11 protein-coding genes are annotated in these 24252 nt (G+C 73.7%); 5 read left to right on the forward strand and 6 right to left on the reverse strand.

Annotated features, from left to right (window positions below; genetic code table 11):
* Positions 1-96: 96 nt before the first annotated feature.
* Positions 97-3471: a pyruvate carboxylase gene (locus ACFCY7_RS15150; RefSeq protein WP_376484889.1), complete on the reverse strand. Its 3375-nt coding sequence runs from the start codon at positions 3469-3471 to the stop codon at positions 97-99.
* Between the two features lie 372 nt (positions 3472-3843).
* On the opposite strand from ACFCY7_RS15150, the gene ACFCY7_RS15155 reads away from it, so the two are divergent.
* A complete protein-coding gene (locus ACFCY7_RS15155) occupies positions 3844-5034 on the forward strand; it encodes a serine hydrolase domain-containing protein (protein ID WP_376484891.1) in 1191 nt (396 codons plus the stop codon).
* A 64-nt stretch (positions 5035-5098) separates the two neighbouring features.
* Here the strand turns inward: ACFCY7_RS15155 and ACFCY7_RS15160 are convergent, their stop codons facing one another.
* Positions 5099-8341, reverse strand: a complete 3243-nt coding sequence (locus ACFCY7_RS15160) for a hypothetical protein (protein WP_376484894.1) — start codon at positions 8339-8341, stop codon at positions 5099-5101.
* 364 nt (positions 8342-8705) lie between these two features.
* Here ACFCY7_RS15160 and ACFCY7_RS15165 point away from each other — a divergent pair, with 364 nt between their 5' ends.
* From ACFCY7_RS15165 to ACFCY7_RS15180, 4 genes are all read left to right on the forward strand, one after another.
* Entirely contained in the window at positions 8706-9686 is a 981-nt protein-coding gene (locus ACFCY7_RS15165; protein WP_376484897.1) for a LysR family transcriptional regulator, read from the forward strand.
* Positions 9687-10303: 617 nt separating this feature from the next.
* Complete coding sequence (locus tag ACFCY7_RS15170; RefSeq protein ID WP_376484899.1) at positions 10304-11905, forward strand: M4 family metallopeptidase; 1602 nt, start codon at positions 10304-10306, stop codon at positions 11903-11905.
* A 207-nt stretch (positions 11906-12112) separates the two neighbouring features.
* Positions 12113-13258, forward strand: a complete 1146-nt coding sequence (locus ACFCY7_RS15175; RefSeq protein WP_376484959.1) for a 4-hydroxybenzoate 3-monooxygenase — start codon at positions 12113-12115, stop codon at positions 13256-13258.
* A gap of 108 nt (positions 13259-13366) precedes the next feature.
* Positions 13367-15169 carry a methyltransferase gene (locus ACFCY7_RS15180; RefSeq protein WP_376484902.1) on the forward strand — a complete coding sequence of 601 codons (1803 nt, stop codon included), beginning with the start codon at positions 13367-13369 and terminating at the stop codon, positions 15167-15169.
* 153 nt (positions 15170-15322) lie between these two features.
* On the opposite strand, the gene ACFCY7_RS15185 is transcribed toward ACFCY7_RS15180, so the two are convergent.
* From ACFCY7_RS15185 to ACFCY7_RS15200, 4 genes are read right to left on the reverse strand one after another with little or no spacing between them, the layout of a single operon-like run.
* Positions 15323-16717: an Ig-like domain-containing protein gene (locus ACFCY7_RS15185; RefSeq protein WP_376484905.1), complete on the reverse strand. Its 1395-nt coding sequence runs from the start codon at positions 16715-16717 to the stop codon at positions 15323-15325.
* Between the two features lie 38 nt (positions 16718-16755).
* A complete protein-coding gene (locus tag ACFCY7_RS15190) occupies positions 16756-17862 on the reverse strand; it encodes a WD40 repeat domain-containing protein (protein WP_376484907.1) in 1107 nt (368 codons plus the stop codon).
* The gene (locus tag ACFCY7_RS15195; protein WP_376484909.1) at positions 17859-19577 is read right to left on the reverse strand and encodes a hypothetical protein; all 1719 of its coding nucleotides are present in this window, start codon (positions 19575-19577) and stop codon (positions 17859-17861) included. Before ACFCY7_RS15195 ends, ACFCY7_RS15190 begins: the two co-directional genes overlap by 4 nt.
* Positions 19578-19579: 2 nt before the next feature.
* A complete protein-coding gene (locus ACFCY7_RS15200; RefSeq protein ID WP_376484912.1) occupies positions 19580-24250 on the reverse strand; it encodes a hypothetical protein in 4671 nt (1556 codons plus the stop codon).
* Between the last annotated feature and the right edge of the window lie 2 nt (positions 24251-24252).

The following is a 24252-nucleotide window of genomic DNA, read 5'->3' on the forward strand; positions in this document are numbered from 1 at the left end:
TTTCGTCACCGCTTAAACGGAGCCGGGGCCGCTAGGGGGTGTCCTGCCGAGCCCGGCACCATCGGCAGGACACCCCCTGGGTCCTGTCCGGACCCGTCACCCGATCTCGACGAGGAGGTCGCCGCCTTCCACCTGCTGGATCCGCGTGATGGCCAGGCGGGACACCCGTCCGCCGCGCGGGGCGGTGATCGAGGCCTCCATCTTCATCGCCTCGATGGTCGCCACCGTCGCACCGGCCTCGACCTCGTCGCCCTCGGCGACGGCCAGGGTGACCACGCCCGCGAACGGCGCGGCGACATGGCCGGGGTCGGACCGGTCGGCCTTCTCGGTCACCGGGAGGTCGGCGGCCGCGGCGTTGTCCCGCACCTGGATGGGCCGGAGCTGGCCGTTCAGGGTGGACATCACGGTGCGCATGCCGCGCTCGTCGGCCTCGCCGATGGCCTCCAGCTCGATGAGCAGCCGCACGCCGGGACCGAAGTCGACGGTGTACTCCTTCCCCGGGCGGAGCCCGTAGAAGAAGTCCTTGCTGTCGAGCACGCTGGTGTCGCCGTAGGCCTGGCGGTGTGCCTCGTACGCCTGCGTCGGGCCGGGGAAGAGGAGGCGGTTCAGCGTGGCGCGCCGGTCCTTGGCGAGTGCGGCGCGGTCCTCCGCGGTGAGGTCCCGCGGAGGCTTGGGGGCGGGGCGGCCCTCCAGGGCCTTGGTGCGGAAGGGCTCCGGCCAGCCGCCGGGCGGCGTGCCCAGCTCGCCGCGCAGGAAGCCGACGACCGAGTCGGGGATGTCGAACCGGTTCGGCGCGGCCTCGAAGTCCTCGGGCGCGACCCCGGCACCCACCAGGTGCAGGGCGAGGTCGCCCACCACCTTCGACGACGGCGTGACCTTCACCAGCCGGCCCAGCATCCGGTCCGCGGCGGCGTACGTCGACTCGACGTCCTCGAAGCGGTCCCCGAGACCGAGCGCGACGGCCTGCGTGCGCAGGTTGGACAGCTGCCCGCCGGGGATCTCGTGGTGGTACACGCGCCCGGTCGGCGAGTCCAGACCCGCCTCGAAGGGCGCGTAGATCCTGCGGACGCTCTCCCAGTACGGCTCCAGGTCGCCGACCGCCTGGAGGTCGAGGCCGGTGGGCCGCTCGGAGTGGTCGGTCGCGGCCACGATCGCCGACAGCGACGGCTGCGAGGTGGTCCCCGCCATGGAGGCGACCGCGCCGTCCACCGCGTCCGCCCCGGCCTGGATCGCCGCGAGGTACGTGGCCAGCTGACCGCCCGCCGTGTCGTGGGTGTGGAGGTGCACCGGCAGGTCGAACTCCCTGCGCAGCGCCGAGACCAGCGTGGCCGCGGCGGGCGCGCGCAGCAGGCCGGCCATGTCCTTGACCGCGAGGACGTGCGCCCCGGCGGCGACGATCTTCTCGGCCAGCCGCAGGTAGTAGTCCAGCGTGTAGAGCTTCTCCGCCGGGTCGGAGAGGTCGGACGTGTAGCAGAGGGCCACCTCCGCCACCGCCGTGCCGGTCTCCCGCACGGCCTCGATGGCGGGCCGCATCTGGTCGACGTCGTTGAGCGCGTCGAAGATCCGGAAGATGTCGATGCCGGTGGCGGCGGCCTCCTGCACGAACGCGTCCGTCACCTCCGTGGGGTACGGGGTGTACCCCACGGTGTTGCGGCCCCGCAGCAGCATCTGCAGGCAGATGTTCGGCACGGCCTCGCGCAGCGCGGCCAGCCGCTCCCACGGGTCCTCGGCGAGGAAGCGCAGCGCGACGTCGTACGTCGCGCCGCCCCAGCACTCCAGGGACAGCAGCTGCGGCATGGTGTGCGCCACCGCCGGGGCGACGGCCAGCAGGTCCTTCGTCCGGACCCGGGTCGCGAGGAGCGACTGGTGGGCGTCGCGGAAGGTGGTGTCCGTGACCCCCAGGGTCGGCGACTCGCGCAGGCTCCTCGCGAAGTCCTCGGGGCCGAGCGCGGCCAGCCGCTGCCGGGAGCCGGCCTGCGGCTCCCCCGCGGGCAGCCGGGGCAGCTTGGTGGCCGGTGCGACCAGCTCGGGCCGCGGGCCGTGCGGCCTGTTCACGGTCACGTCGGCGAGGTACGTGAGCAGCTTCGTGCCCCGGTCGGCCGAGTGACGCGCGGTCAGCAGGTGCGGCCGCTGCTCGATGAACGCCGTCGTGACGCGGCCGGCCTGGAAGTCCGGGTCGTCGAGCACGGCCTGGAGGAACGGGATGTTCGTGGACACGCCCCGGATGCGGAACTCGGCCACCGCGCGCCGCGCCCGGTCGACGGCGGTCCTGAAGTCGCGGCCCCGGCAGGTCAGCTTGACCAGCATCGAGTCGAAGTGGGCGCTGACCTCCGTGCCGGCATGGGTGGTGCCGCCGTCGAGCCGGATGCCGGAGCCTCCCGGCGAGCGGTACGCGCTGATCATGCCGGTGTCCGGGCGGAAGCCGTTGGCCGGGTCCTCGGTGGTGATCCGGCACTGCAGGGCGGCGCCGCGCAGGACGACGGACTCCTGCGTCAGGCCGAGGTCCGCGAGGGTCTCCCCGGCGGCGATGCGCAGCTGCGACTGGACCAGGTCGATGTCGGTGACCTCCTCGGTCACCGTGTGCTCGACCTGGATGCGCGGGTTCATCTCGATGAAGACGTGGTTGCCGTCGGGGTCGAGGAGGAACTCCACGGTGCCCGCGTTGCGGTAGCCGATCCGGCGGGCGAACCGCACCGCGTCGTCGCAGATCCGCTGCCGCACCGCCGGGTCGAGGTTCGGGGCGGGCGCGAGTTCGATCACCTTCTGGTGGCGGCGCTGCAGCGAGCAGTCGCGCTCGAACAGGTGGATGACACCGCCCTCGCCGTCGGCGAGGATCTGCACCTCGATGTGACGCGGGTCGATGACGGCCTTCTCCAGGAAGACGGTCGCGTCGCCGAACGCGGACTCCGCCTCGCGCGCCGCCGCCTCGATGGACTCCCGCAGCGTCGCCGGGTCCTCGACCCGTCGCATGCCCCGGCCGCCGCCGCCGGCGACGGCCTTGACGAACACGGGGAAGCCGATGCCCTCGGCCGCCGCCACGAGTTCGTCCACGTCGGTGGAGGGCGCCGAGGAACCGAGCACGGGCACGCCCGCCTCGCGCGCGGCCGCCACGGCCCGCGCCTTGTTCCCGGTGAGCTCCAGGGTCGGCGCGGACGGGCCCACGAACGTGATGCCCGCCTCCTCGCACGCGCGCGCCAGTTCCGGGTTCTCGGAGAGGAAGCCGTAACCCGGGTAGACGGCGTCGGCACCCGCCAGACGGGCCGCCCGGATGACCTCCTCCACGGAGAGGTAGGCCCGCACCGGATGGCCCGGCTCACCGATCTCGTACGCCTCGTCGGCCTTCAGCCGGTGCAGAGAGTTGCGGTCCTCGTGGGGGAAGACGGCCACCGTGCGCGCCCCCAGTTCGTAGCCAGCGCGGAACGCGCGAATCGCGATCTCCCCGCGGTTCGCTACCAGCACCTTGCGGAACATCCTGCTCCCTTCACCCTGCCGGTGATGAGCCCTACGGGTCGCCGACACCACCCCGGGTGCGCACCGCCCTCGGAGCGGCACCCGCCCGCGTCGCGCCCGGCTCGTTACGGCAACGCTAAGGGCTGCCCCGTGGCCTCCTGAAGGTCCCATGGCAGTGACACGGATCATCGCCGCCACGCTGTGCGCGCCGCGCGCGGAGCGCCCGCCCGCCGGAGCACCGCACCCCCTCGCGTCCGCCGCGCGCCGGGAGCCGGGGCACGCGCTCCTGGGCCGGATGGAGCATCGGGACGGGCGGCCTCCGACGGCGCGTCCGATGCTGAGGCGGACCCTCCCGACCGGGCGTCCGCCCGGCGTCCCCCCGAAGGAGTTCCCGTGCCGGCACGCCCCGCAGCCCGCTCCCGCTCGCGCGCACGTCTGCGCCTGCCCGTCGCGGGCCTGGCCGCGTCCGCGGCGCTCGCCGCCCTCGTCCAGCCCGCACAGGCGGCGGCCACGCCGAAGCCCCCGGACAAGGCCCTCCAGAAGCAGCTGGACGACCTCGTCCGCACGGCCGGAGGGCCGCCCGGGGTGATCGTGCTCCTGCGGCAGGGCGACCGTACGAAGGTCTACCGGGCCGGCGTCTCCGACACGAGCACCGGCCGCCCGCCCCACGCGACCGACCACATGCGGATCGCGAGCGTCGCCAAGGCGTTCAGCGGCGCGGTCGCCCTGCGCCTGGTGGACCGGCACCGGCTGGACCTCGACGACACCATCGGCGAACGCCTGCCGTCGCTGCCCACCGCCTGGCACCGGGTGACGCTCCGCCAGCTCCTCAACCACACCAGCGGGCTGCCCGACTACTCGAAGGCGCCGGCCTTCATCGACATCCTGCGGCAGGACCCCCGGCACCACTTCGACTCCCGCCGACTGCTCGACTTCGTCGCCGACAAGGACCTGGAGTTCCCTCCGGGATCGCAGTACGCGTACTCGAACTCCGACAACATCGCCGTCGCGCTGATGGCCGAGGCCGCCACGGGACGGCCGTACGAGCGACTGCTCGACCGCCTCGTGTACCGGCCCCTCGACCTGCGGCAGACCAGCCTGCCGCAGGGCTACCGCCTGCCGAGGCCGTACCTCCACGGCTACGAGGTGATCCCGCCCGAGCCGCCGGTGGACATCAGCGAGCTCATCGGCGCGTCGGGCATCTGGGCCTCCGGCGGCGTCGTCTCCACCCCGAAGGACCTCAACGCCTTCGTCCGCGCCTGGGCCGGCGGGCACGACTACCTCTCCGAGAAGACCCGCCGCGCACAGCGCACCTTCATCCCCGGCGCAGCCTCGGAGCCCGCCGGGCCCGGCGCCAACTCCGCCGGACTCGCGATCTTCCGCTACAAGACGCGGTGCGGCACCGTCTTCGGCCACACCGGCAACACCCCGGGCTACACCCAGTTCGCGGCCGGCACGGCCGACGGCACGCGCTCCCTCACCTTCTCGATCACCACCCAGACCAGCAAGACCGTCAAGCCGGACCTCCTGGCCAAGCTCCGCGCCGTCCAGGAGGACTTCGTCTGCGCCCTGCTGCGGCACTGACCCAGGGCGGTCCCGGCGGTCCCGGGCGGCCGGGGCCGGGGTCCGAGCGCCCCGGCCCCCCGTCTCAGTAGTTCCCGAGGCGGATGTTGTCCTGGATGTACCGGAAGTACGGGTCGGTCAGCGCCTTGTTGCCCTCCAGCTGCGCGAAGCCCGCCTTCGGATCGGTCTTGTTGCGGGCGTACTTGTTGAACCAGTCGGAGACGATCTGGGCCTGGCCCTCGATGGTGAAGCCGCCGGCGAACTCCGGGCCGGCCGGACCGTACTGGTACGAACCGCTTCCCTCGACCGTGGCGGACACGGCGTCGGCGAACCAGGAGGGGGCGAAGCCCGTCCACTTGATCTGCCACGCGTGGGTGAGCTCGTGGACGAGGGTCTCGTACGGGATGATCGGGAGCTTGGTCTGCCCCACCTCGCCGGTGTCGTAGCCGACGGGGTCGGCGAAGCCGGCCGGGCCCATGTTGAGGCGGATCTTGTCGCCGACGGGCGACGACATCGTGAAGGCCGCCGTCCCGCCGCTCCCGCCGACCGCGGCGACGTTGGTGATGCGGAGGTCCCCGTGCGCGGGAAGGGTGCGGCCGAAGACGTGCTCGTTGATGAGGTCGTACGCCTCCCTGGGGATCTCCTTCTCGTCGTAGGCGAGTTCGGTGATGGCGTGGGCGGCGATGGCGAGCAGGGTGTTCCCCGGCCCGGCCATCCACAGGACGTTCTCCACGATCACCGCGCCGGCGCCGAACTCCCCGGTGGCGATGAGCGAGCCGAGCTCGACCCCGATGAAGATCGCGAGCCCACCGGCCACGTCACCGATCAGGGACCCCACCAGCCACTTGAGCCCGAGGGAGACCACGCCCTCCAGGGTCTGCCCGATGTGACTGGTGTACTGCATGTTCATGGAGGCTTCGGCGCCGAGGAGGTCGGACAGGATCCCCGTGACCACCCCGGTCGGCGGATGGATCTCCTCCCAGTCGTGGTCCCGGCTGCCCGCCGACACGCTGCCGTTGTGCGACAGGGCGAGCATGCGCTTGTCGCTGCGCACGTAGAAGGCGACGCCGAAGTCGTAGCCGTCCGCGCCGCTGTCGTGGGCGTGGCCGTACCACTGCACGCTTCCGTCGACGCAGATGTTCACCCCGGCCCAGCCGCCGAGCGCCGCGAGCCCGCCGCTCTCGATGGGCTTCTGGAGCTTGATGACGGGGACGGGGAGCCGGTACCAGGGCTGCCACTCCTTGGCGAACCTGAAGCCGTGGATGCCCGCGTCGGCACCGACCCCGAAGACGTCGATCATGAACAGGTCGAAAGGCGGGGGAAAGACGCGCATCTGCACCGCGAGCGGGGTGAGCGTCGGAAGCCTGTCCTTCTCCTTCCCCCTGGGGAACCAGTACTTCGGCTGACCGTCCTCGCCGGGATGGTTCCAGTTGTCGCCGTCGAAGTACGCCGAGTACACGCGGCCGTCGCCCCCGACCCCGAACAGCTCCAGGTGGGAGCCGTCCCGGCGGCTGGTCCCGGTGAGCGGGGTGCCCGGGGGGAAGGTCATGCCGGGGATCGTGTACCAGTCGTGCCAGCCCCGGTCCCACCAGGCGCCCCAGACCTCGCCGCGCTCGTCGACGGCCCAGATCTCCATCTTGTCGCTGTCGCGCGAGGCGGCGGCGATCCGGGTGCCGGGCGGGAACGTCTTGGTGCCGATCCTGGTCCAGTTGCTGGGGTCCCAGGCGCCGTTCCAGCCGATGCCCCACACGGCGCCGTGCTCGTCGACGCCCCAGACCTCCATGGTGTCGTCGTTGCGGCTGACCGACGTGATGGGGGCGCGGTGCGGGAACTTCGGACCGGGCAGGGTGTACCAGTCCTTCCACTGCCCGTTCCACCACACGCCGTTGAGCGTGCCGTCGCCGTCCACCAGCCAGACGTCCATGAGGTCGGAGTTGCGGCTGAGCGTGGTCACCGGGGTCAGCGCGGGGAAGACCTTGCCGCCCGCGACGGGGAGCCACCGTGTGTCCCAGTCGTCGTCCGCGTTCCACCAGGCGGTGCGGAGCACCCCGTCGCCGTCCACGGCGAAGACGTCCAGATAGTCGGTGGACCGGGTGACGGCCGACACCGCGGTGCCGTCCGGGAAGACCTGCGTGCCCAGGGAGATGTACTCGTGCCACATGTGGTTCCACCACTGGCTCCGCACCCGGCCGTCCTCGCCCACCGCGAACACGTCGAGCTGCCCCGCGTGGCGGGAGACGACGGAGACCGGGGTGCGCGGCAGGAACCGGACGTCCTCGCCGGCCAGGCTGTGCTCGCCGTAGCGGGAGACCTTGTCGGCGTCGTCCCGTACGGCCTTCGCGGCCTTGTGCCGTCCGGCCCGGTCCAGCCGGTCGGCCCAGATGCCCATCGCCCACACCAGAGCGTCCGTGGCGCCCTCGTTGTGCGGGTCCTGGTGGGCGGCGCGGCGATAGAGGCCGACGGCGAACTCGGTCTCGCGGAGCATCTCCTCGACGGGAAGGTACTGGGCCACCATCAGGATCCGTCGGCCGTAACCCTGGAGGTTCCCCGCGGCGAAGGGCTCCTGGATGACGTCCTTGGTGATCTGGATGGACTCGCGCGCGGACGCCTCGGCCCCGATGTGCCGTCCCGCCGCCGCCTGACGCGGGGCGAGCCGGCCGGACAGCGACTCCGCCACCTGGTCGCGCAGCCGCGGGTTCCCGGGCTCGGCCGCCGCCAGCCTCCGGTACACGGAGATCGCCACCTCGGTGGCATCGACGGCCTCACCGGGCGGCAGGTACCGGGCGACGTCGCCGATCAGCTGGGCGTGCCCGGCGGCGTTCGGCGGCAGCGGGGGCACCGCGAGGATCCGCTGGGTGAGCTGCACCGCCTCGCGCGCGGACGCCGCCGCCCCGTCGGCCTGCTGCGCCGCCGCCTGGCGCGGGGCCAGCATGCCCGCGAGCACCCAGGGGAGCCAGGCAAGCTGCTCCAGGTCGTCCGGCCGCGCCGCCGACAGCTCCCGGTAGACGACCACCGCCGACTCGGTGGCGGTCACCGCCTCGGCGGCCGGGAGGTAGCCGGCGGCCACCGCGATCTGCCGGGCGAACGCCTGGCGCGACTGCGGGAAGGCCCCTTCCGCCAGCAGCTCCCGGGTGATGCCGATGCCCTCACGGGCGGCGGCCGCGGCCTCGTCGGGCCGCAGCGGCGCGAGCGGCGGCGCCAGTTTGCCGCACAGCGCCGAGGCCAGTGCGCTGCGCCAGTTGTTCCGCTCCGGGCTCTGCGGGTCGTTCTGCAGCAGGTCCCGGTACTTCTGTACTTCCTGCTGGGCATCGGTCAAGGGATCAGCCATGGGTGTCCTCCGTTTCGTCCACGAAGGTGCCCTTCGTCCGTCTCGGCATGCGGGCGCGTCTGGTGGAGTCACTCTCCAGAGGGCGGCGTCCGGGCGGCGCGTCCCTTCTGAGCCGGCACGCCCCCGGCGTGCGCCGGACGCGTCCCGGGCCTTCGGGCGCCGTCGACCGGTTCCGCCCGGGGAAGTCGTCGGCGGTCACGCGATGCCGATGCAAAGCCGTGGCATGCGCACGTAGATTTTGCCCTCCCGTGGTTGCCGCCCGGGCGGCGCCGTCGGAATCTTGGTGACCATGCCCCCGGGCAGTTGCCACTGCTGGTCACGGGGGGTGCACAGGGGCCCTCCGCCCTGAGCGGGGAATGTTCACATGCACCTCGAGTTCCGGCACCTCCGTGTCCTGCTCACCGTCGCCGAGGCCGGCAGCATCCGCAAAGCCGCCGCACGCCTGCAACTCTCCCAGCCCGCCACGAGCGCCCAGCTGAAACGGATCGAACACGAGCTGGGCGGCCCGCTCTTCATCCGCAGCGCCGAAGGCGTCAAACCGAACGAGAACGGCCAGTACGTGCTGCGCTGCGCACGCGACCTGGTGGTCGGCTTCGACCGGCTGCGCGAGCACGCGCGATCGGCCGCCGAGACGGACAAGGGCACGGTCGCGCCCCTGCGGGCGGGCGGAACCGCCGGACCCCTCGTGTCCCTGCTGATCTCCGCCCTCTTCGAACTCGTGCCGGAGAGTCGGCTCACCATCGACGCCCGTCGTTCCGTGCACGCCCTCGTGAAGGCGCTGAGCCTGTCGAAATGCGACATAGGGGTCTTCGGCGAGTTCCCGGGCTTCCCCCTGCCGGTCGGCGAGTCGGTGGTCACCCGCACCCTGCTGCGCGAGCCGGTCTTCGTCCTCCTCGCCGAGGACCATCCCCTGGCCCGCCGGGACAGCGTCCGCCTCCGGGACCTGAGCGAGGAGGAATGGGTCATGCCGGAGGCCGACGAGAGCGGAGTCCACGCCTACCTCCACCTCACCTGCCAATCCGCCGGATTCAGCCCCCGCATCGCCCACGTGACCCCCGACCTCTCCGTTGCCCAGATCCTCGTCGCCGGCCGCCGCGCCGTCTGCGGCGTCTGGCCCAGCGCCGACGTCCCCGCCCACGGCACCGTCCAGCGTCCCCTCGTCGACGTCCCCTTCCACCGCCGCCTGCAACTGGCCTGGAACACCGAGTCGGTGCCCCCGGAACTCGCCGACGCGGTGGGCGAGCGCCTCCTCGACGCCTACCTGGACCTCGTCCGCCGGCGACCCCACTACCTCTCCTGGTGGGACGCCGGCGGCAAGGACTTCGCCCTGGACACCCCCGGCTGACCCGCCGCCACCCGTCGCCCACCGCCCGTGCGGGCTGCCCCCGCCGCCGCCCACCCCCGTGTGGGCCCGCGCCTCGACCCACCGTGCGGGCCCGCGCCCTGGACCCCCGCCACCCTGTGTGGGCTGCGCCCGCGCTGGCCGCCGCCCCGGCCCACCGTCCGTGTGGGCAATCGTCCTGCTGGGGCGGGACGGGTGGGCACACGGGACGGCGCCCTCGGCGGCGCCTCCGCCCCTTGTGCCTGGACCCGCACCGGTAGTGAGTCGTACCTGTGGTGCGGGTTCAGGCGCGGAAGCCTAGGCCCGGCAGGGGGCGCCGTCCGTTGTGCCCACCCGTTCCGCCCCAGCGGAACGATTGCCCACAACGGGGTGGGCCGGGCGCGAGGGTGGGCCTGCCCCAGCGGAACGAGTGCCCACAACGAGGGGTGGCGGGACCGGAGAGAGTGGGCACCGCCCCAGCGGAACGATTGCCCACAACGGGGTGGCGGGTCCCGGCACCGTATAACCCCCGGGTTGTATCCCACATGGGATCACGTCAGGCACATGTCACCTGGTGAACACTTCGCGTCAACGTCCCAGGACGTCGTCACCCCCCACGACGAGCGAAGGAACACCCCGTCATGCCCCGTCCCCTCCTTGCCCTCTCCACGATGGTCGCCGCCGCCGTCGTCACCTCGGGTGCCCTGGCCGTACCGGCGTACTCGCAGTCCGACGCGGCGCCGAACGGCTCGTCCGTCCGCGACGCGGCGATATCCCGGGCCGAGGCGAACGTCTCCCGGCACGCCGACACCTTCGGCTTCGGGGCCGGCCAGGCGCTCCAGGTCAAGGACGTCGTGATCGACGCCGACGGCACCCAGCACGTCCGCTTCGAGCGGACCTACCGCGGCCTCCCCGTCGTCGGCGGCGACTTCGTCGTCCACCAGAAGGCCGACGGTTCGCTCAAGGGGTCGACCCACGCCAAGGCGCACAAGGTGGCGCTCGCGTCCGTCACGCCCGGCGTCGACGCCAAGGGCACCGCCGCCGGCGCACTGAAGCGCTCGAACGGACTGGTCCGCGACGCCCGGTCCACGCCCGAGCTGATCGTGTGGGCCGCCGACGGCACCGCCCGTCTCGCCTGGCGCACCACCGTGCAGGGCCTGGGCGACAAGGGCCAGCCGCACGGCGAGGTCTTCGTCACCGACGCCACCACCGGCGCCGCGATCGAGAGCTACGACACCGAGCGCGAGGCGGCCGGCACCGGCCACTCCGAGTACACCGGTGACGTCACCATCGACACCACGCAGCAGGCCAACGGCACCTTCGCCCTGATCGACCCGCTCCGCGGCCACGTCACCAAGGACGCGCACAACGTCTCGTCCTCGTCCCTGAACAGCTCCTCCGGCACCCTGTTCACCGACGCCGACAACGTGTGGGGCGACGGCCGCAAGTTCTCCACGGACCGCTCCACCGCCGCCGTCGACGCGCACGCCAACACCGCGAAGACGTACGACTACTACAAGAGCACGTTCAACCGGAACGGCATCAAGAACGACGGCCGCGGCGCCACCGTCTTCGTCCACGTGGGCACCAACTGGGACAACGCCCAGTGGTCGGACTCGTGCTTCTGCATGATGACCGGCGACGGCAACGGCACGGTCGACCCCGAGCAGGTCGACCTCGACACCATGGGCCACGAGATGACCCACGGCGTCACCTCCGCCACCGCCAACCTGCGCTACAGCGGTGAGTCCGGCGGCCTGAACGAGGCCACCAGCGACATCTTCGGAACCATGGTGGAGTGGTACGCCAACAACTCCGTCGACAAGCCCGACTACCTCTTCAGCGACCAGTCCACCCCGCCGTGGCTGCGCCGCATGGACAAGCCGTCCCTCGACGGCCGCTCCGCCGACTACTGGTCGAAGTCCGTCGGCCGGCTCGACGTGCACAACTCCTCGGGCGTCGGCAACCACTGGTTCTACCTCGCGAGCGAGGGCAGCGGCAGCAAGACGATCAACGGCGTCACCTACAACAGCCCCACGTACAACGGCTCCACCGTCACCGGCATCGGCAACCAGAAGGCCGCCGCCATCTGGTACCGGGCGCTGACCGTCTACATGACCTCCACCACGGACTACAAGGGCGCGCGTGTCGCGACCCTGAACGCGGCGAAGGACCTCTACGGCGCCACCAGCCCCGAGTACGCCACCGTGGCGGCGGCCTGGACCGGGGTCAACGTCTCCTGAGGACGTGCCGGAACCACTTGATCCGATGATCTCCTCGGGCCCCGCCGTGACGGCGGGGCCCGAGTGCCGTGCGGGGGCAAGGAGAATCCTTTTCTCATGGAATGTGGCATTCGGGTGATGTTTGACGAGTGACGTACTTCCCCGTGCTTAAGATCCACTTTCGTGACAGACGGTCAACATAGTGGCAACGGCCGGGAATCGGCCGACATCGTCATCCTCGGAGCCGGCCCCGCCGGGCTCGTGCTCGGCAACCTCTTACTGCGGAGCGGCATCGACTGCGTCGTCCTCGAACGCACCGGACGCGACCACGTCCTGAACCGGGCCCGCGCCGGGTTCCTCGCCGCCCACACCGTGCGCGTGCTGCGGCGCCACGGCCTCGACGAGGGCCTGAAGCGGCGGGGACGCGAACACGGCGTCTGCGAGTTCCGCACCGAGGACGGGACCTTCCGGCTGGACTACCGGCAGCTCGGCAACGGCGACCCCCACACCGTCTACCCCCAGCACGAGCTGGTGGCCGACCTCCTCGCCGCGTACCTCGACGCCGGCGGCCGGATCCGCTTCGACACCGAGGCCGTGGAGGTCGGCGACGCGGACGGCGACCGGCCGTGGGTGGCCGCCAGGGAACCGGACGGGCGGACCGTACGGTGGCACGCCAGGTACGTCGCCGCCTGCGACGGCCGCCACGGGGCGGGCCGCGGGTCGCTGCCGGACCGGGCCGTACGGCACCACCGCGACCACGGGGTCTCCTGGCTCGGGCTCCTCGCCGAGGCGCCGCCCAGCCTCGACGCCGTCGGGTACGCGACACACCCACGCGGCTTCGCCGGGCACATGGCCCGGTCCGCCGACATCACCCGCTACTACCTCCAGTGCGAGCGCGGCACCCCCGCCGAGGACCTGAGCGACGAGCGGATCTGGGACGAACTCGACCTGCGGATGCGGAGCGCCGACCACGGCCCCCTGCGGCGCGGGCCGATCCTCCAGCGGGCCGTCGTCGACCTCGAGTCCGACGTGCTCGACACGCTCCGGTACGGTTCCCTCCTCCTGGCCGGCGACGCCGCCGGCCTCGTCAGCCCCTCCGCCGCGAAGGGCGCCAACCTCGCCGTCCTGGAGGCCGAACTCCTCGCCGGGGCCCTCGCCGACGACCTCCACTGCGGCGACCCCGAACCGCTCGCCCGCTACTCGGACCGGTGCCTGACGCACATCTGGCGTGCGCAGGAGTTCTCGCACTGGATGATCGGCCTCCTCCACGGCGCACCGCCGTTCCAGGAAGGCATGCGCCGGGCCCGCATGCAGTCGCTGCGGACGTCCCGTACCCACCAGGACTGGTTCGCCGAGCAGTACGTCGGCATCTGACGGCTGCCGCCCTGCCGCCCCAACGCCCCACCGTCCCACCGCATTCCGAGGTCCCGGCCCGTCGGCCGGGGCCCGCTCACTCCGCCCTTCTCCCGAGGATGCCCGCTGATGACCACCCCTGCCCTGGCGACCGGCCTCGCACCCGAAGACGTCCGGCGCCTGCGCGCGACCGCCGAGTTCGTCCGGGAACAGGAGACCTCCGTCCTCCTCTCCCGCGTCCTGCCCGGCCTCGATGGTCCCGAACTGCGCGCCGTGGCGGACCGGTGCTGCTTCGCCCACGCCGCACTCCTGGTCTTCCCCGCCGACCACGCGGGACTCCGTGCCGGACTCGCCGCCTGCGGCCTCCCCGACGACGCCGGATCCCGGCCGAGCGTCGTCGTGCGCGACCGGCTCGCCGCCCGCCACGGACACGACGCCACCGATCTTGACGTAAGGATTCTCCGGCCCGCCGTGCACGGCCCCTCCGGCGAACGCCGCGCCGTCGAGGTCTTCGCCCTCGCCACGCCGCCCGGCTCCGCCCTGTCCCCGCTCGCCGCGCACGAGCGCGACCACGACCACGAGGCCCACCTGGCCTTCGACGTGGACCGGCCCGACCCCCTGGTCCTGCGCGGCCTCCGCGCGAGCCTCGCCCGGCACGGCGCCGTCGCCGACGGAGGCGGGTACAACCCGCACGAGGACGGCACCGTGTTCTACTTCGCCACCCCCACCGAGACGAAGACCCCCTACCGGCGCATGGAGCTGTACGCGACCGGCGACCACCGCGACCTGCTCGCCGAGCACCTGGCGGAACGGCACCCCGCCGAGCACCTGGCGGAAGGACGCCCCGCCGAACACCTGGCGGAGCGGCGTCCCGCAGACCACGGACCCGACGCGCTCCGCTCACCCGGCAGCGGCTCGGACTCCCACGCGGCGGAGACGCTCCTGCGCCTGCTGACCGGAGCCTGGACCACCCAAGCCCTCGCCACCTGCGCCGAGTTGCGCCTGCCCGAGGCCCTCGGCCCGCACGCGCCCCGCACCGCCGCGCGACTGGCGCACGAGGTCGGCGCGCACCCCGACGCGCTGGAGACGCTGCTGCGCTACCTCGCCATGCTGGGCGTGGTCACCGAGGACCGGGACGGCTTCCGCCTCACCGCCACCGGCCTGCTGCTGCGCGAGGACGCCACCGGCTCGATGCGCCCCCTGGCGCAGATGTACGGCGGCCCCTTCTACCAGTCCTTCGCGCACCTGGCCCACTCCGTACGCACCGGCGAACCGGGCTTCGAGCACCTCTACGGAGAGAACCACTTCGACCACTTCGCCCACGACCCCCACCTCGCCGCGACGTTCGACCGCTCCATGGCGGCCGGCTCGCGCATGTTCGACCCGCTCCCCTCCCACCCCGTCCTCACGGCGGCCGCCGCCGCCCCCACCCCCCGTACGGTGATCGACGTCGCCGGCGGCACCGGCGAACTCCTCGGCCGGATCCTGGCCGCCCACCCCTCCCTGCGCGGCATCCTCCTCGAACGACCGCACGTCGTGGCCGCCGCGCGCGACCGCCTCACCGCCACCGGCGTCGGCGACCGATGCGCCTACCGCGTCGGCAACTTCGCCGACGTACCGCCCGCCGGCGACGTCTACCTCCTCTCCCGCGTCCTCCACGACTGGGACGACGCCCGCTGCCGCGACATCCTGCGCCACCTCGCGCGGGCGATGCCGTCCCACGCCGACCTCCTCGTCGTCGAACGCCTGCTGCCCACCGGCCCCACCCCGTCCCTGGCCACCGCCTGGGACCTCCACATGCTGTGCAACACCGGCGGCCGCGAGCGCCGCGCCGACGCCTACGCCCGCCTCCTCGACACCGCCGGCCTCGAACTCGTCGGCCACCGCCCCCTTCCCCTCGACGCCCACGTCCTCCACGTACGCAAACGCTGACTCCCCCCGGCAACGACGCACCGGCCCGCCGCGAGCGAGGAGGGACACCATGGGCCACCTCGGCGGTCGTGGCGGAGTCGGACATCAGGAGCCCCGACTGGGCCTGGGCGTACCCCGCGACCTGTCTCGACGCCAACGGCGCCGGCGCCGCGACTACACGCTGGACGGCAAGCGGGTCGTCTCCGACGAGCCTCCCGTCCCCCACCCCGAGCCGCCGCCCGAGCTTTCGTGAGGCCGGTACGGAACGGTCGTCTCGTACGGTCGGTGGTCGTCGTCCCCTTCGTACGCGACGACGATCAGCGCTTCTCCTGGGGGCAGTGCGCCGGACCGGAGCGTCGCGAGCCCCACTTCGTCGAGGAGGACCGTCGCGAGGACCCGGTCGCCGGCGCTGAAGGTGACCCGGCCCCGGGGCGGGCGGCCGCCGGGGACGGTCGGAGCGACCCGCACCGTCAGGGCCGTCAGAGGCTTGCCGCCCGACTCGCCCGCTTCGGTGGTGAGGGCGGGCCTGGGCGCGAGCGAGCGGGAGGCCGCCGGATCGATGGCGAAGGAGCCGTCGCGGGTGATCCCGAAGGCGCTGCACAGGCCGTGCGCGGTGCGGACGAGGTACCCGGCCGCCGGAGCGAGGACCGCCGTCAGCTCACGGGGAGCCTGCGGCAGGGCGTCGAGGGCCGTGACGCCCAGGAGGTCGCTGTCCGCACGGGCCGCCGAGAGGACCACCGGAAACCCACCGACGACCAGGGTGTCCGTGCCCCGTCCCGAAAGGAATGCCTCGCAGGACTCCTCGTAGTCCACGGTGCCGTCGGGACGGACGGAGTACGCGAGGTCGGCGGTCACCCCGGGACCCGCCTGGAGCAGGTACCCGGAGGCCGGCAGCAGCGTGAGCCGGTGCGTCGTCCCGCGGGTCAGGAAGCCCGTGCCCGTCAAGGGCGCGCCGACCGGGAGCAGGTCGTGGGAGAGGGAGCGGCCGTCGACGGTGATCGTGCGCCCGTGGATCCTCAGCCGGTGTCCGTCGGTGTCGGCGATCCCGGTCGCCTCCGGTGCCGGCACGACCTGCCCGTCCCGCGTGACGGCGAACTCGACGGCGCCCTCGGCGGTGCCGGCCGCGACCCGCAGCCGGTAACCGTACGCGGGCAGCAGGTTCAGCTCGTGGACCCGGTCCGCCTCCAGGGGAGTCGCGTCCGGCAGGTCGGGGACGACCGGATGGTCCAGGTCCCGGGCGTCGACGGTGACGGGCAGGCCGCGCACGGTCAGCCGTCGGGTTCCGCGGCCTTCGAGGAAGGCGTCGCACTCCGGCCCGAAGTCGAGCGCGCCGTCCTCGCGGACGTCGAAGGCGACGGCGGCCGTGAGGGAGTCGCCCAGACGGAGGCGGTACCCCGCGCGGGGCGGGAGCGTGACCTCGGGCGGTGGATCGGCCGCGCCGTCGAGGAACCGGGTTCCGGGGCGGGCGCCGTACTCGGAACCCGCCGCGCATCCGGTCTCGTCCGCGGCGTCGACGACCGAGACACGGGGAAACGTCAGCTGTGAGGTGTCGATGGTGATGGCCGGCATCGGCTCTCCCGATCGTTCGAGGGTGCGGGGGAGGGAGCTCAGAACGGCGTGGTGCCGGTGATCTCCAGTCGGGGGACGAGGTCGATCCGGGTCTCCTTCCTGGCCGACCGCGTGGGCTCCCCGGTGCGGCGTTCCCACCGAAGGATCCTGTTGTCCCACCCGCAGGTCACGAGTTCCGACTCGTCCCGCGTGGCGGCGAAGGACACCACGCACCAGCTGTGGGCGGGGAAGGGCGTACCGATGCGCTGACCGCCGCGGTCCCAGCGGTGCAGGGTGCCGTCGGCGCATCCGGCCGCGAGCTCGCCGTCCGTCGTCAGCAGCAGCGACCACACGGGCGAGCCGGTGTCGAGCGGGGGTCCGAGCGGCCGTCCCGAGTCGAAGTCCCAGCGACGCACCCGGCCGTCCTGCCCGCCGGAGGCGAAGTCCCGTCCGCCCGGGGCGGCCGTGATCGCCTGCACGGGGCCGCTGTGGCCGACGAGCGGATCGCCGGTCTGGGTGCCGGCCGTCCGCTTCCACCGTCGTACGGTGCCGTCCTGCCCGGCCGTGACGATCCCCTCCCCGTCCGCGGTGAGGGCGACCGCCCGTACGGTCCCCTCGTGCCCCGGCAGCGGCAGGCCGAGCGGCGATCCCGTCGTGCGGTCCCAGCGGCGCACCGTGCCGTCCTGGGAGGCGGAGACGACCTCCCGCCCGTCGCGGGTGACGGCGAGTCCCCGGATCCGGCTTCGGTGGCCGACGAGGGGTTCGCCGACGGGAGTGCCGGCCACCCGGTCCCAGCGGCGCACCACTCCGTCGCCGTCGCCGATGAGGATCTCGGCGTCGTCGGAGGAGAGCGCCATCGCCCAGATGGTCCGTGGGTGGACCTTCGTCGGACCGGACAGGCGATGGCCGAGGACGCGGTCCCAGCGGTAGGCGTTCCCGAGGTAGTCCGCCCCGACGATCTCCGCGTCGTCGGAGGTCAGGTCGAGGACCATCAACGACGCGCCGCCCGCGTCCACTTCGCCCGCCGCGCTGATCACGGCCTCGCGGACCAGGGTGGTGCTTTCGGATGCCGGCGGGCGCCGGAGGCCCGGCGTGCCCTCGTCGGTCGGCGTGCCGCCGACGGCGCCCGTGCCGTCCTGCCCGGGCGTCCCGTGCTCCGTGCTCATCGCGCCCCCCTCGGCGGTACGACCCCGTCGAACGCGAGGGCGCTCGAGGCCTCACCGCGCCCGGCCCGGACGCGGCGGCCCACCCAGGCGTAGACCCGGCCGTCCTCGCCGCGCGCCACGACCGGCACCCGGCTGACGGTCACTCCCGCGCGCGGCACCTCCTCCTCGCGGAAGAACACCCGCTTCGCCTCGGGTTCGAGGACCTGCCCGGCCGCCTTGACCTGCGGCAGCCTGACGCCCTCCGCGTCGAACCGCGGGATCTGGCCCCGGCGCAGGCAGATCGCAGCCGAACCGGGCTTCAACGGAACCGGCACCAGGGGGATCCAGTGCGCGGGGACCTCGGTCAGGAGCCGGTAGGTCAGCGCCGCGGGGTCGGCCGGCGGGAGCTGCTCCGGTCCGTCGTCGGGCGGTTCGTCGGACCGGACCCGCGGTCTGCCGGTCGCGCTCTGCACGACGCGCTCGATGGCGAAGCCCAGGTTGGCCATCTCGTCCCGGGCGAACAGGACCTCCTCGACGGGAGCGCCTTCGAGGCGGGCCGCGGCGGTCGGCAGCAGGGGCAGCAGAGGCGGTGCCGGGAGGCCGGTGGCGGTGTCCGTCAGCCGGAACACCGACCAGTGGCCGTCGTCCGCGGGCTCGATCACCGTCGTCTCCTCGAACGTGTCGACGACCGTGAGCGAGGCGATCCGGTGCAGGGCTCCCGTGGCGAGGTCGACGGGGATGATCCAGTGGTCGTTCCCGTAGATGTTCGCGAACTCGACCACGAGGAGCCGGGCCAGGTCCGGCACGCCCGCGCCGACGTCGGGCAGGTTGACCGTCGTGTCCTCGAACTCCCACCAGCGCTCGGCCGGCATGCCGGGGTACGTGACCCGGGTGGGCAGCCCCTCCAGCCGCGTGCCGCCGCCGGCCGCGGGCAGCGCGACGCCACCGGTGTCGAGGTCGAAGTGGTACGCGTCGGCGGTGCCGCCGGTGTACTCGGGCGCGGTCAGCTTCACCGTCCGGCCGCCCGGCGCGGCGGTGACCGCGAAGCGGTGCTCCAGGCGCTCCCGGGTCCAGCTCGACGGCGCGGGCGGGCGGTGCCGCTCCGCGAACCAGTCGAGCCAGAGGCGCGCCGCATCGTCGAAGGCCGTGCGGTGGGCCTGGGGCAGCCCCGGCGGCCGCCAACCGCCGGCCAGCTCACCGGCGAGCGCGGCCCCGTCGGGGACCCGGCCGGCGAGCACCTCGCGCAGGGCGCGCCCGGCCGGGTCGCGCCGCAGCGGATCCCGATCCTGATCCGGCACCTCCAACGGCACCTTCGCGAGCACCGCGGCGTCGATGTCCTCCACGGCCGAGGACGGCAGATCGACGGTACGGAGAGTGGCGAGGAACCGCTCGCCCGCCCGGGCAGCGGCGCGCAGCGTCAGCGGCGCCGCCGTCGCGCCCGCCGCACCGGCCTCCGCCAGGTACTCCACCGGCACACCCTGCGACAGGGGGACGGGTGCGCCACCGCCCGACGGCAGGAAGGAGCCCAGCGGCGTGCTCTCGGTGTCGAGGGTGGACCACACGGGCGAGCCGCCGTCCTCGCCCGCGAACTCGGCGACCTGCCACTGACGGGCCAGGAGGAACAGCGGGTCGGCGACCCGCGCCGCGAGCGCGTCGTCCAGCCGGCCGCCCGTACCGCTCGGCCTGACCACCGGCTCCACGCGGTGGAACTGGCCGAACTGCATGACATCGAACACCGTCAGGACTCCTTGTCGGTCAGCAGCTTCACGATGTCCCCCAGCTCCGCCCGCTTCATGAGCGACTTCAGGTTCACGGAGGGAGCCGTGCCCAGTGCCGTGTCGGGAAGGTAGGCGGCGGGCAGGTAGCGGCCCAGCCAGCCCAGCGCGTCGAGGTCGACGAGCCGCAGCTTGGCCAGGTCGAGTGCCTCCTGCACCGTCGCGGCCAGGACGTCCGGCGTCCAGGGCGCTCCCGCCACCGGCGGCACGGCGAGCAGCACGGCCTGAGGAGCGCGCGCCCCTGGAGCGTCGTAGTGGAACGTGGCGCCCGCCGTGTGCCGTTGGGCGGGGATCAGCTCCGACCACGCGTCGACCACGAGGACCGCCGCCCGCCGCGTCCCCAGCGGTCCGCCCGGGCCGTGCACCACCAGACCCGTCGCCGGCTTCTCCTCGTCCTCGGGCTTCCTGTGGGCCCCGACCCAGCGGTCGCCCGCCGCGAACGGCGTCTGGCCGATCCGCAGGGACTGGCCGGCCCCCGTCCCGGCGGCCTGCGTGTGCAGCAGCAGGTCCGCCAGGGCGCCCGTGCCGGGTCGGACCGCGCCCATCTGCTCGACCCAGTCGCCCGGGACGAGCCGTGCGTCGCCGCCGCGGTCGAGACCGGCGCCGAAGGAGGCGTCCAGCTGGTCCGCGTCGGCGGCCTCCACCAGACCCACGGCACGGAAGCCGGGACCGAACACCGCCTCCAGGACCGCCGCGTCGGCCCCCGGATCCGTCCGCTCGGCCTCCTCGTCCGCCCGGTCGAGCCGCTCCCGCCCCTTGCCCAGGGCCGCGGTCAGCTGGTTCGCGAGCTCCGTGTCGGGGCCCAGCGGCAGGCCGATCACCCCGTAGGCGGCGAGCGCTTCCAGATTCCTGGTGTCCAGGGCCGTCCGCAGGCCGTTGCGCGCGGCGTCCGCCCGGGTCTTCAGCCCGGGATCGGCGACGGGCTGCGCCGGGTTGTGGGCCGCGGCCAGATCGGCCGCGGTGCCCGCCCGGCCCGCCGACAGCACACTGCCGACCGCCGCGCCCACCGCCTCGACCTGGGCGATGCCCACGGTCGTACGGGGCCAGGAAGCGGCCCGCCCGGTACGCAGCTCCGGCACGGCGTCGGCGGGCACGCTCGCCGGCCGTTCCTCGATCAGTTCGTGCTCGAGCACGGCGCGCAGCCGGCCCGCCGACGCGAGCGCCACCACGTCCAGGGCGCAGTACCGGGCGAGCGGCCAGGCGTGCTCGGTGACGGTCGCCGTCCCCGACCCGCCCACCTGGCCGGGACGCACCCACGCGGCCCGCAACCGGATCCGGCCGGTCGGCCCCAACTGGTGCCCGGCCCAGGCGTCGAGCCGCGGTTCGGCCTGCGCCCGGGGCCGCGCGGTCTGCTGTGTGCCGTCCCAGCCCGCGGCGCGGGCGGTCCCCTCCGGCACGAGGACGAGGACGCGGTGCCCCACGGGAACCCCCCGCCGCGGGGTGTCGAGCACCTGGGGCAGCGGCGGCGGCTGCCCGCCCGCCGCGAGCGACTCCATGGTGGCGGCGGCCCGGTCGTGGTTGCCCTGGGCCAGCTGGTGGACGCTCTCGGCGAGGAGGAGGTCGGCCACCGCGTCGAGGTCGTCGCGCAGCGCGTCGAGATGACGCAGTACCGCCGTCCGCTCCGCGGTGGACATCCCCGTGGACCCCGCCTTCTCCTTCAGATACGTGATCACCTGAAGTGCGGGCACCTCCGCGAGCCGCGCCCCGTCCGTGACGTCGTGGGGGCCGATGAACTCCTGTGCCCCCGCGCCCGGATGCTGCGGGCTCTGCACGGACCACTTCTCGCGCAGCGGCGCGATGAAGCGGTCCAGTTCCGGGCCGCCGGAGAGCTCGCGCTCATCGTGGAGCCGTCGTTCGAGCCGGTAGCCGAGCAGCGCGCCGAGGGGTTGCCCCTGGGCCATGCCGTCGACGACGGTCATCGCCACCCGCATCCGGCGCGAGGACAGGTCGACGGCGAAGGCACCGGGGTCGCTCGGGTGCGAGAGGGCGCCGCTGTGCAGGATCGCCGCGGTCGCCGCCTGGGGGAGCGAGGGCGCGAGCACCCACCCCCGGCTGCGCCGCCCCGGATGGCGCGACAGGTTCTCCACCCATCCGTACGCGCCCAGCTGGACGCCGGCAGGGCGCCGTTCCCTCAGGGCGCGGAGCCGGGCGGTGGCGAGAGAGGTGATCCACGCGTCGAGCCGGTGGGAGACGAGGTCGAGGGACTCGCCGAGGAGCCGCTCGACCGGGCCGAAGGCGTCCCCGCGCTGCTGCCACGTCCCCACCCGCCGGGCGAGGTACTGGAGCGCGGCGTCCATCTCGGCCAGCCGCACGCTCCACGGACGCTCGGTGCCGAGCAGGGTGAAGACGCCCCTGCGGTTCGCCGCCGCGTCCGAGATCCGCCCGGCCAGGGACAGCCGGGCGTCGACGATGGCCTGGAACACCGTCGGACCCCGGTCGGCCGCGGACCCGCCGTCGGCCTCCGTGCCGCCGCCGTCCTGTGCGTCGACCCCGCCGATCGCACCCGCAGGCGACTGCATGATCTTGCCCAGGGTGAACGTCTTCGCCTTCAGTCCGGCCGAAGCGATCGTCTGCACCGCCGTGTCGGGATTGAGCAGCACCTCGGCGAAGCGCAGCCGGGGCCGGAACACCAGCGGGTCCTTCGCCCCGGCGGCGGCGCGCCCGTACTCCAGGTTGGCGGCGTGCCGCAGCAGGGCCTCCAGGAGCGTGCGGGCCTCTTCCTTGCCGACCATCAGCCTGCGCACCTCGAAGCGTTCGACGACGCGGTCGAGGAAGTCGGTGAGCGCGCCCACCGGGTCCTGGCCCTCGGGCAGGTGCGGCCGCGCGTACGGCAGCCAGAGCCTGGTGGCCCGCCCGTTGACGTGATGGGTGATGCGGGGCCGGTAGCGGATGCCGAGCGCCTCGTTCAGGGCCCGGGACTGCCGGTCCTCCGGCGTGCCCTGCAGGCACACCTCCCCGCCGCCGAAGCCCATGCCGAGGATTCCGATCCCGAGGTCCTTGAAGCAGGCGAGCATGCCGCCCTGCACGGACCGCACCGACACCGTTCCGGACACCGGTGCCATGCCGAAGGCCCGCAGCACGTCACGCTCGGGCTTGGGCAGGTCGAGGGTCTCCCCGGCCTGGTCGGGTCCGCCGACCCGGGGGAGCGTGCCGACGCCCACCTCCCAGAAGGGGCGCAGCACGCCCAGGACGCGGTGGAGACCCGTGAGCCCCGGCGGCTCGTGCTGCGGCGAGTCCGGTCGCCACCGCGATGTCGCGGTGACGGGCAGCAGCCCGTACGGCTGCCTGCCGGCGCGCAGCACCGGCAGCGGGCCCCGGGCCCGCACGTTCTCGTAGTGGTGCGCGCGCAGCCACTCGCGGTCGACGTCGAGCTCCGCGTCGCCCTTGTCCTGTTCCATCAGTTCGTCGAGGAAGAAGTCCCCGGTGGCGCTCCACAGGGCGAGCTGCAGATTGCGGGCGTCGGCCTGCTCCGGCTCGTCGGCACCGGGAAGCGCGTCGAGGCTTCCGGGCGGCAGGCCGAGCGCGGCCGCCGTGCGGGTGCCGTTGTCCCACGGGTCGGCGACTGCGGTCGGGACGGTGCCCAGAACCCGGTCGACGTCCGGAGGCGGGGGCGGCGGCGCCCCCGCGTCGGGAAGGTTGTTGGTGGGCGTGCCCTGCGGCACGAACGCGGCCTCGCCGTCCCCGTCCCGGCCGGCCAGCAGGGCGGACACGCGGGACGCGGCGGCGTCGGGGGAGAGCGAGGCCGACACGCCGAACACGACGACGCGGGTCAGCAGCGGCTCGTGGTCCGGGGAGTACCCGTTCTCGGGGCGCAGTTCCAGGGTGACGGCGAGCCCGTTCTCCTCCGCCGTCCCGTACTTCGTCAGCCAGAGCATCCCCGGGTCGATCCGGGGCCCGCCGGGCGCGGGCGCCGCGTCCGGGTCGGGGCCGAGCTGCACCACGTCCGGGACGGCCCGCCCCGTCCGCTCGGCGACGAGGCGGTCGCCCTGGTAGGCCCGTACGACGAACATGTCCGGCAGCGTCGACGCGGTCGCGGCCCGGTTCCAGCCGCGGCCCCGGACGGGCGTGTCGGGCCACTGCGGTTCCGGCACCGCGACGTGGGCGTCCGGCACGGGCAGCGGCGGCCGGGTGTCCGACGTCGGCTTCAGGACCCGGACGAGCCACCGGGCCCGCCGCGCGCCGACGGCGCCGCTCAACTGGCCCCAGGCGGCGAGCAGGAGCCGCTCCCGGTCTCCGTCGGCGTTGTCGGTGCGGCCCGCCCGCCACACGGTCCGCCAGTACCGCCGTGCCTGCTGGACCTCCCCGTCGGTCGGGTGCGGCTCGTGGGACTCGACGTGGATGTCGTCGGGGAAGATCCGCACGAGCAGCCGGTCGGGTCCCGGACCGTCCAGGCGCAGCCGTGTCTCCAGCCGCACGGGCAGGAGCATCAGCGGTACCTCGGGGTCCACTTGACGCAGCAGCGGGGCGAAACCGTCGTCGGCCAGGCTCCGCAGCTCCTCGTCGACGGACTGCCGGGCGGCGCCGAGCCGGGCGCGGGCGGCCTTCCGCTCGTCGTCGGTGGCCCCGGGGCCGAGCAGGGAGCGGTGCTCCTCGGCCTCGGCCACGGCCTGGCGCAGTGCGCCGAGATCTCTCATCG

It is taken from the genome of Streptomyces sp. NPDC056361, assembly GCF_042262805.1.
In the GTDB taxonomy this organism is placed as follows: domain Bacteria; phylum Actinomycetota; class Actinomycetes; order Streptomycetales; family Streptomycetaceae; genus Streptomyces.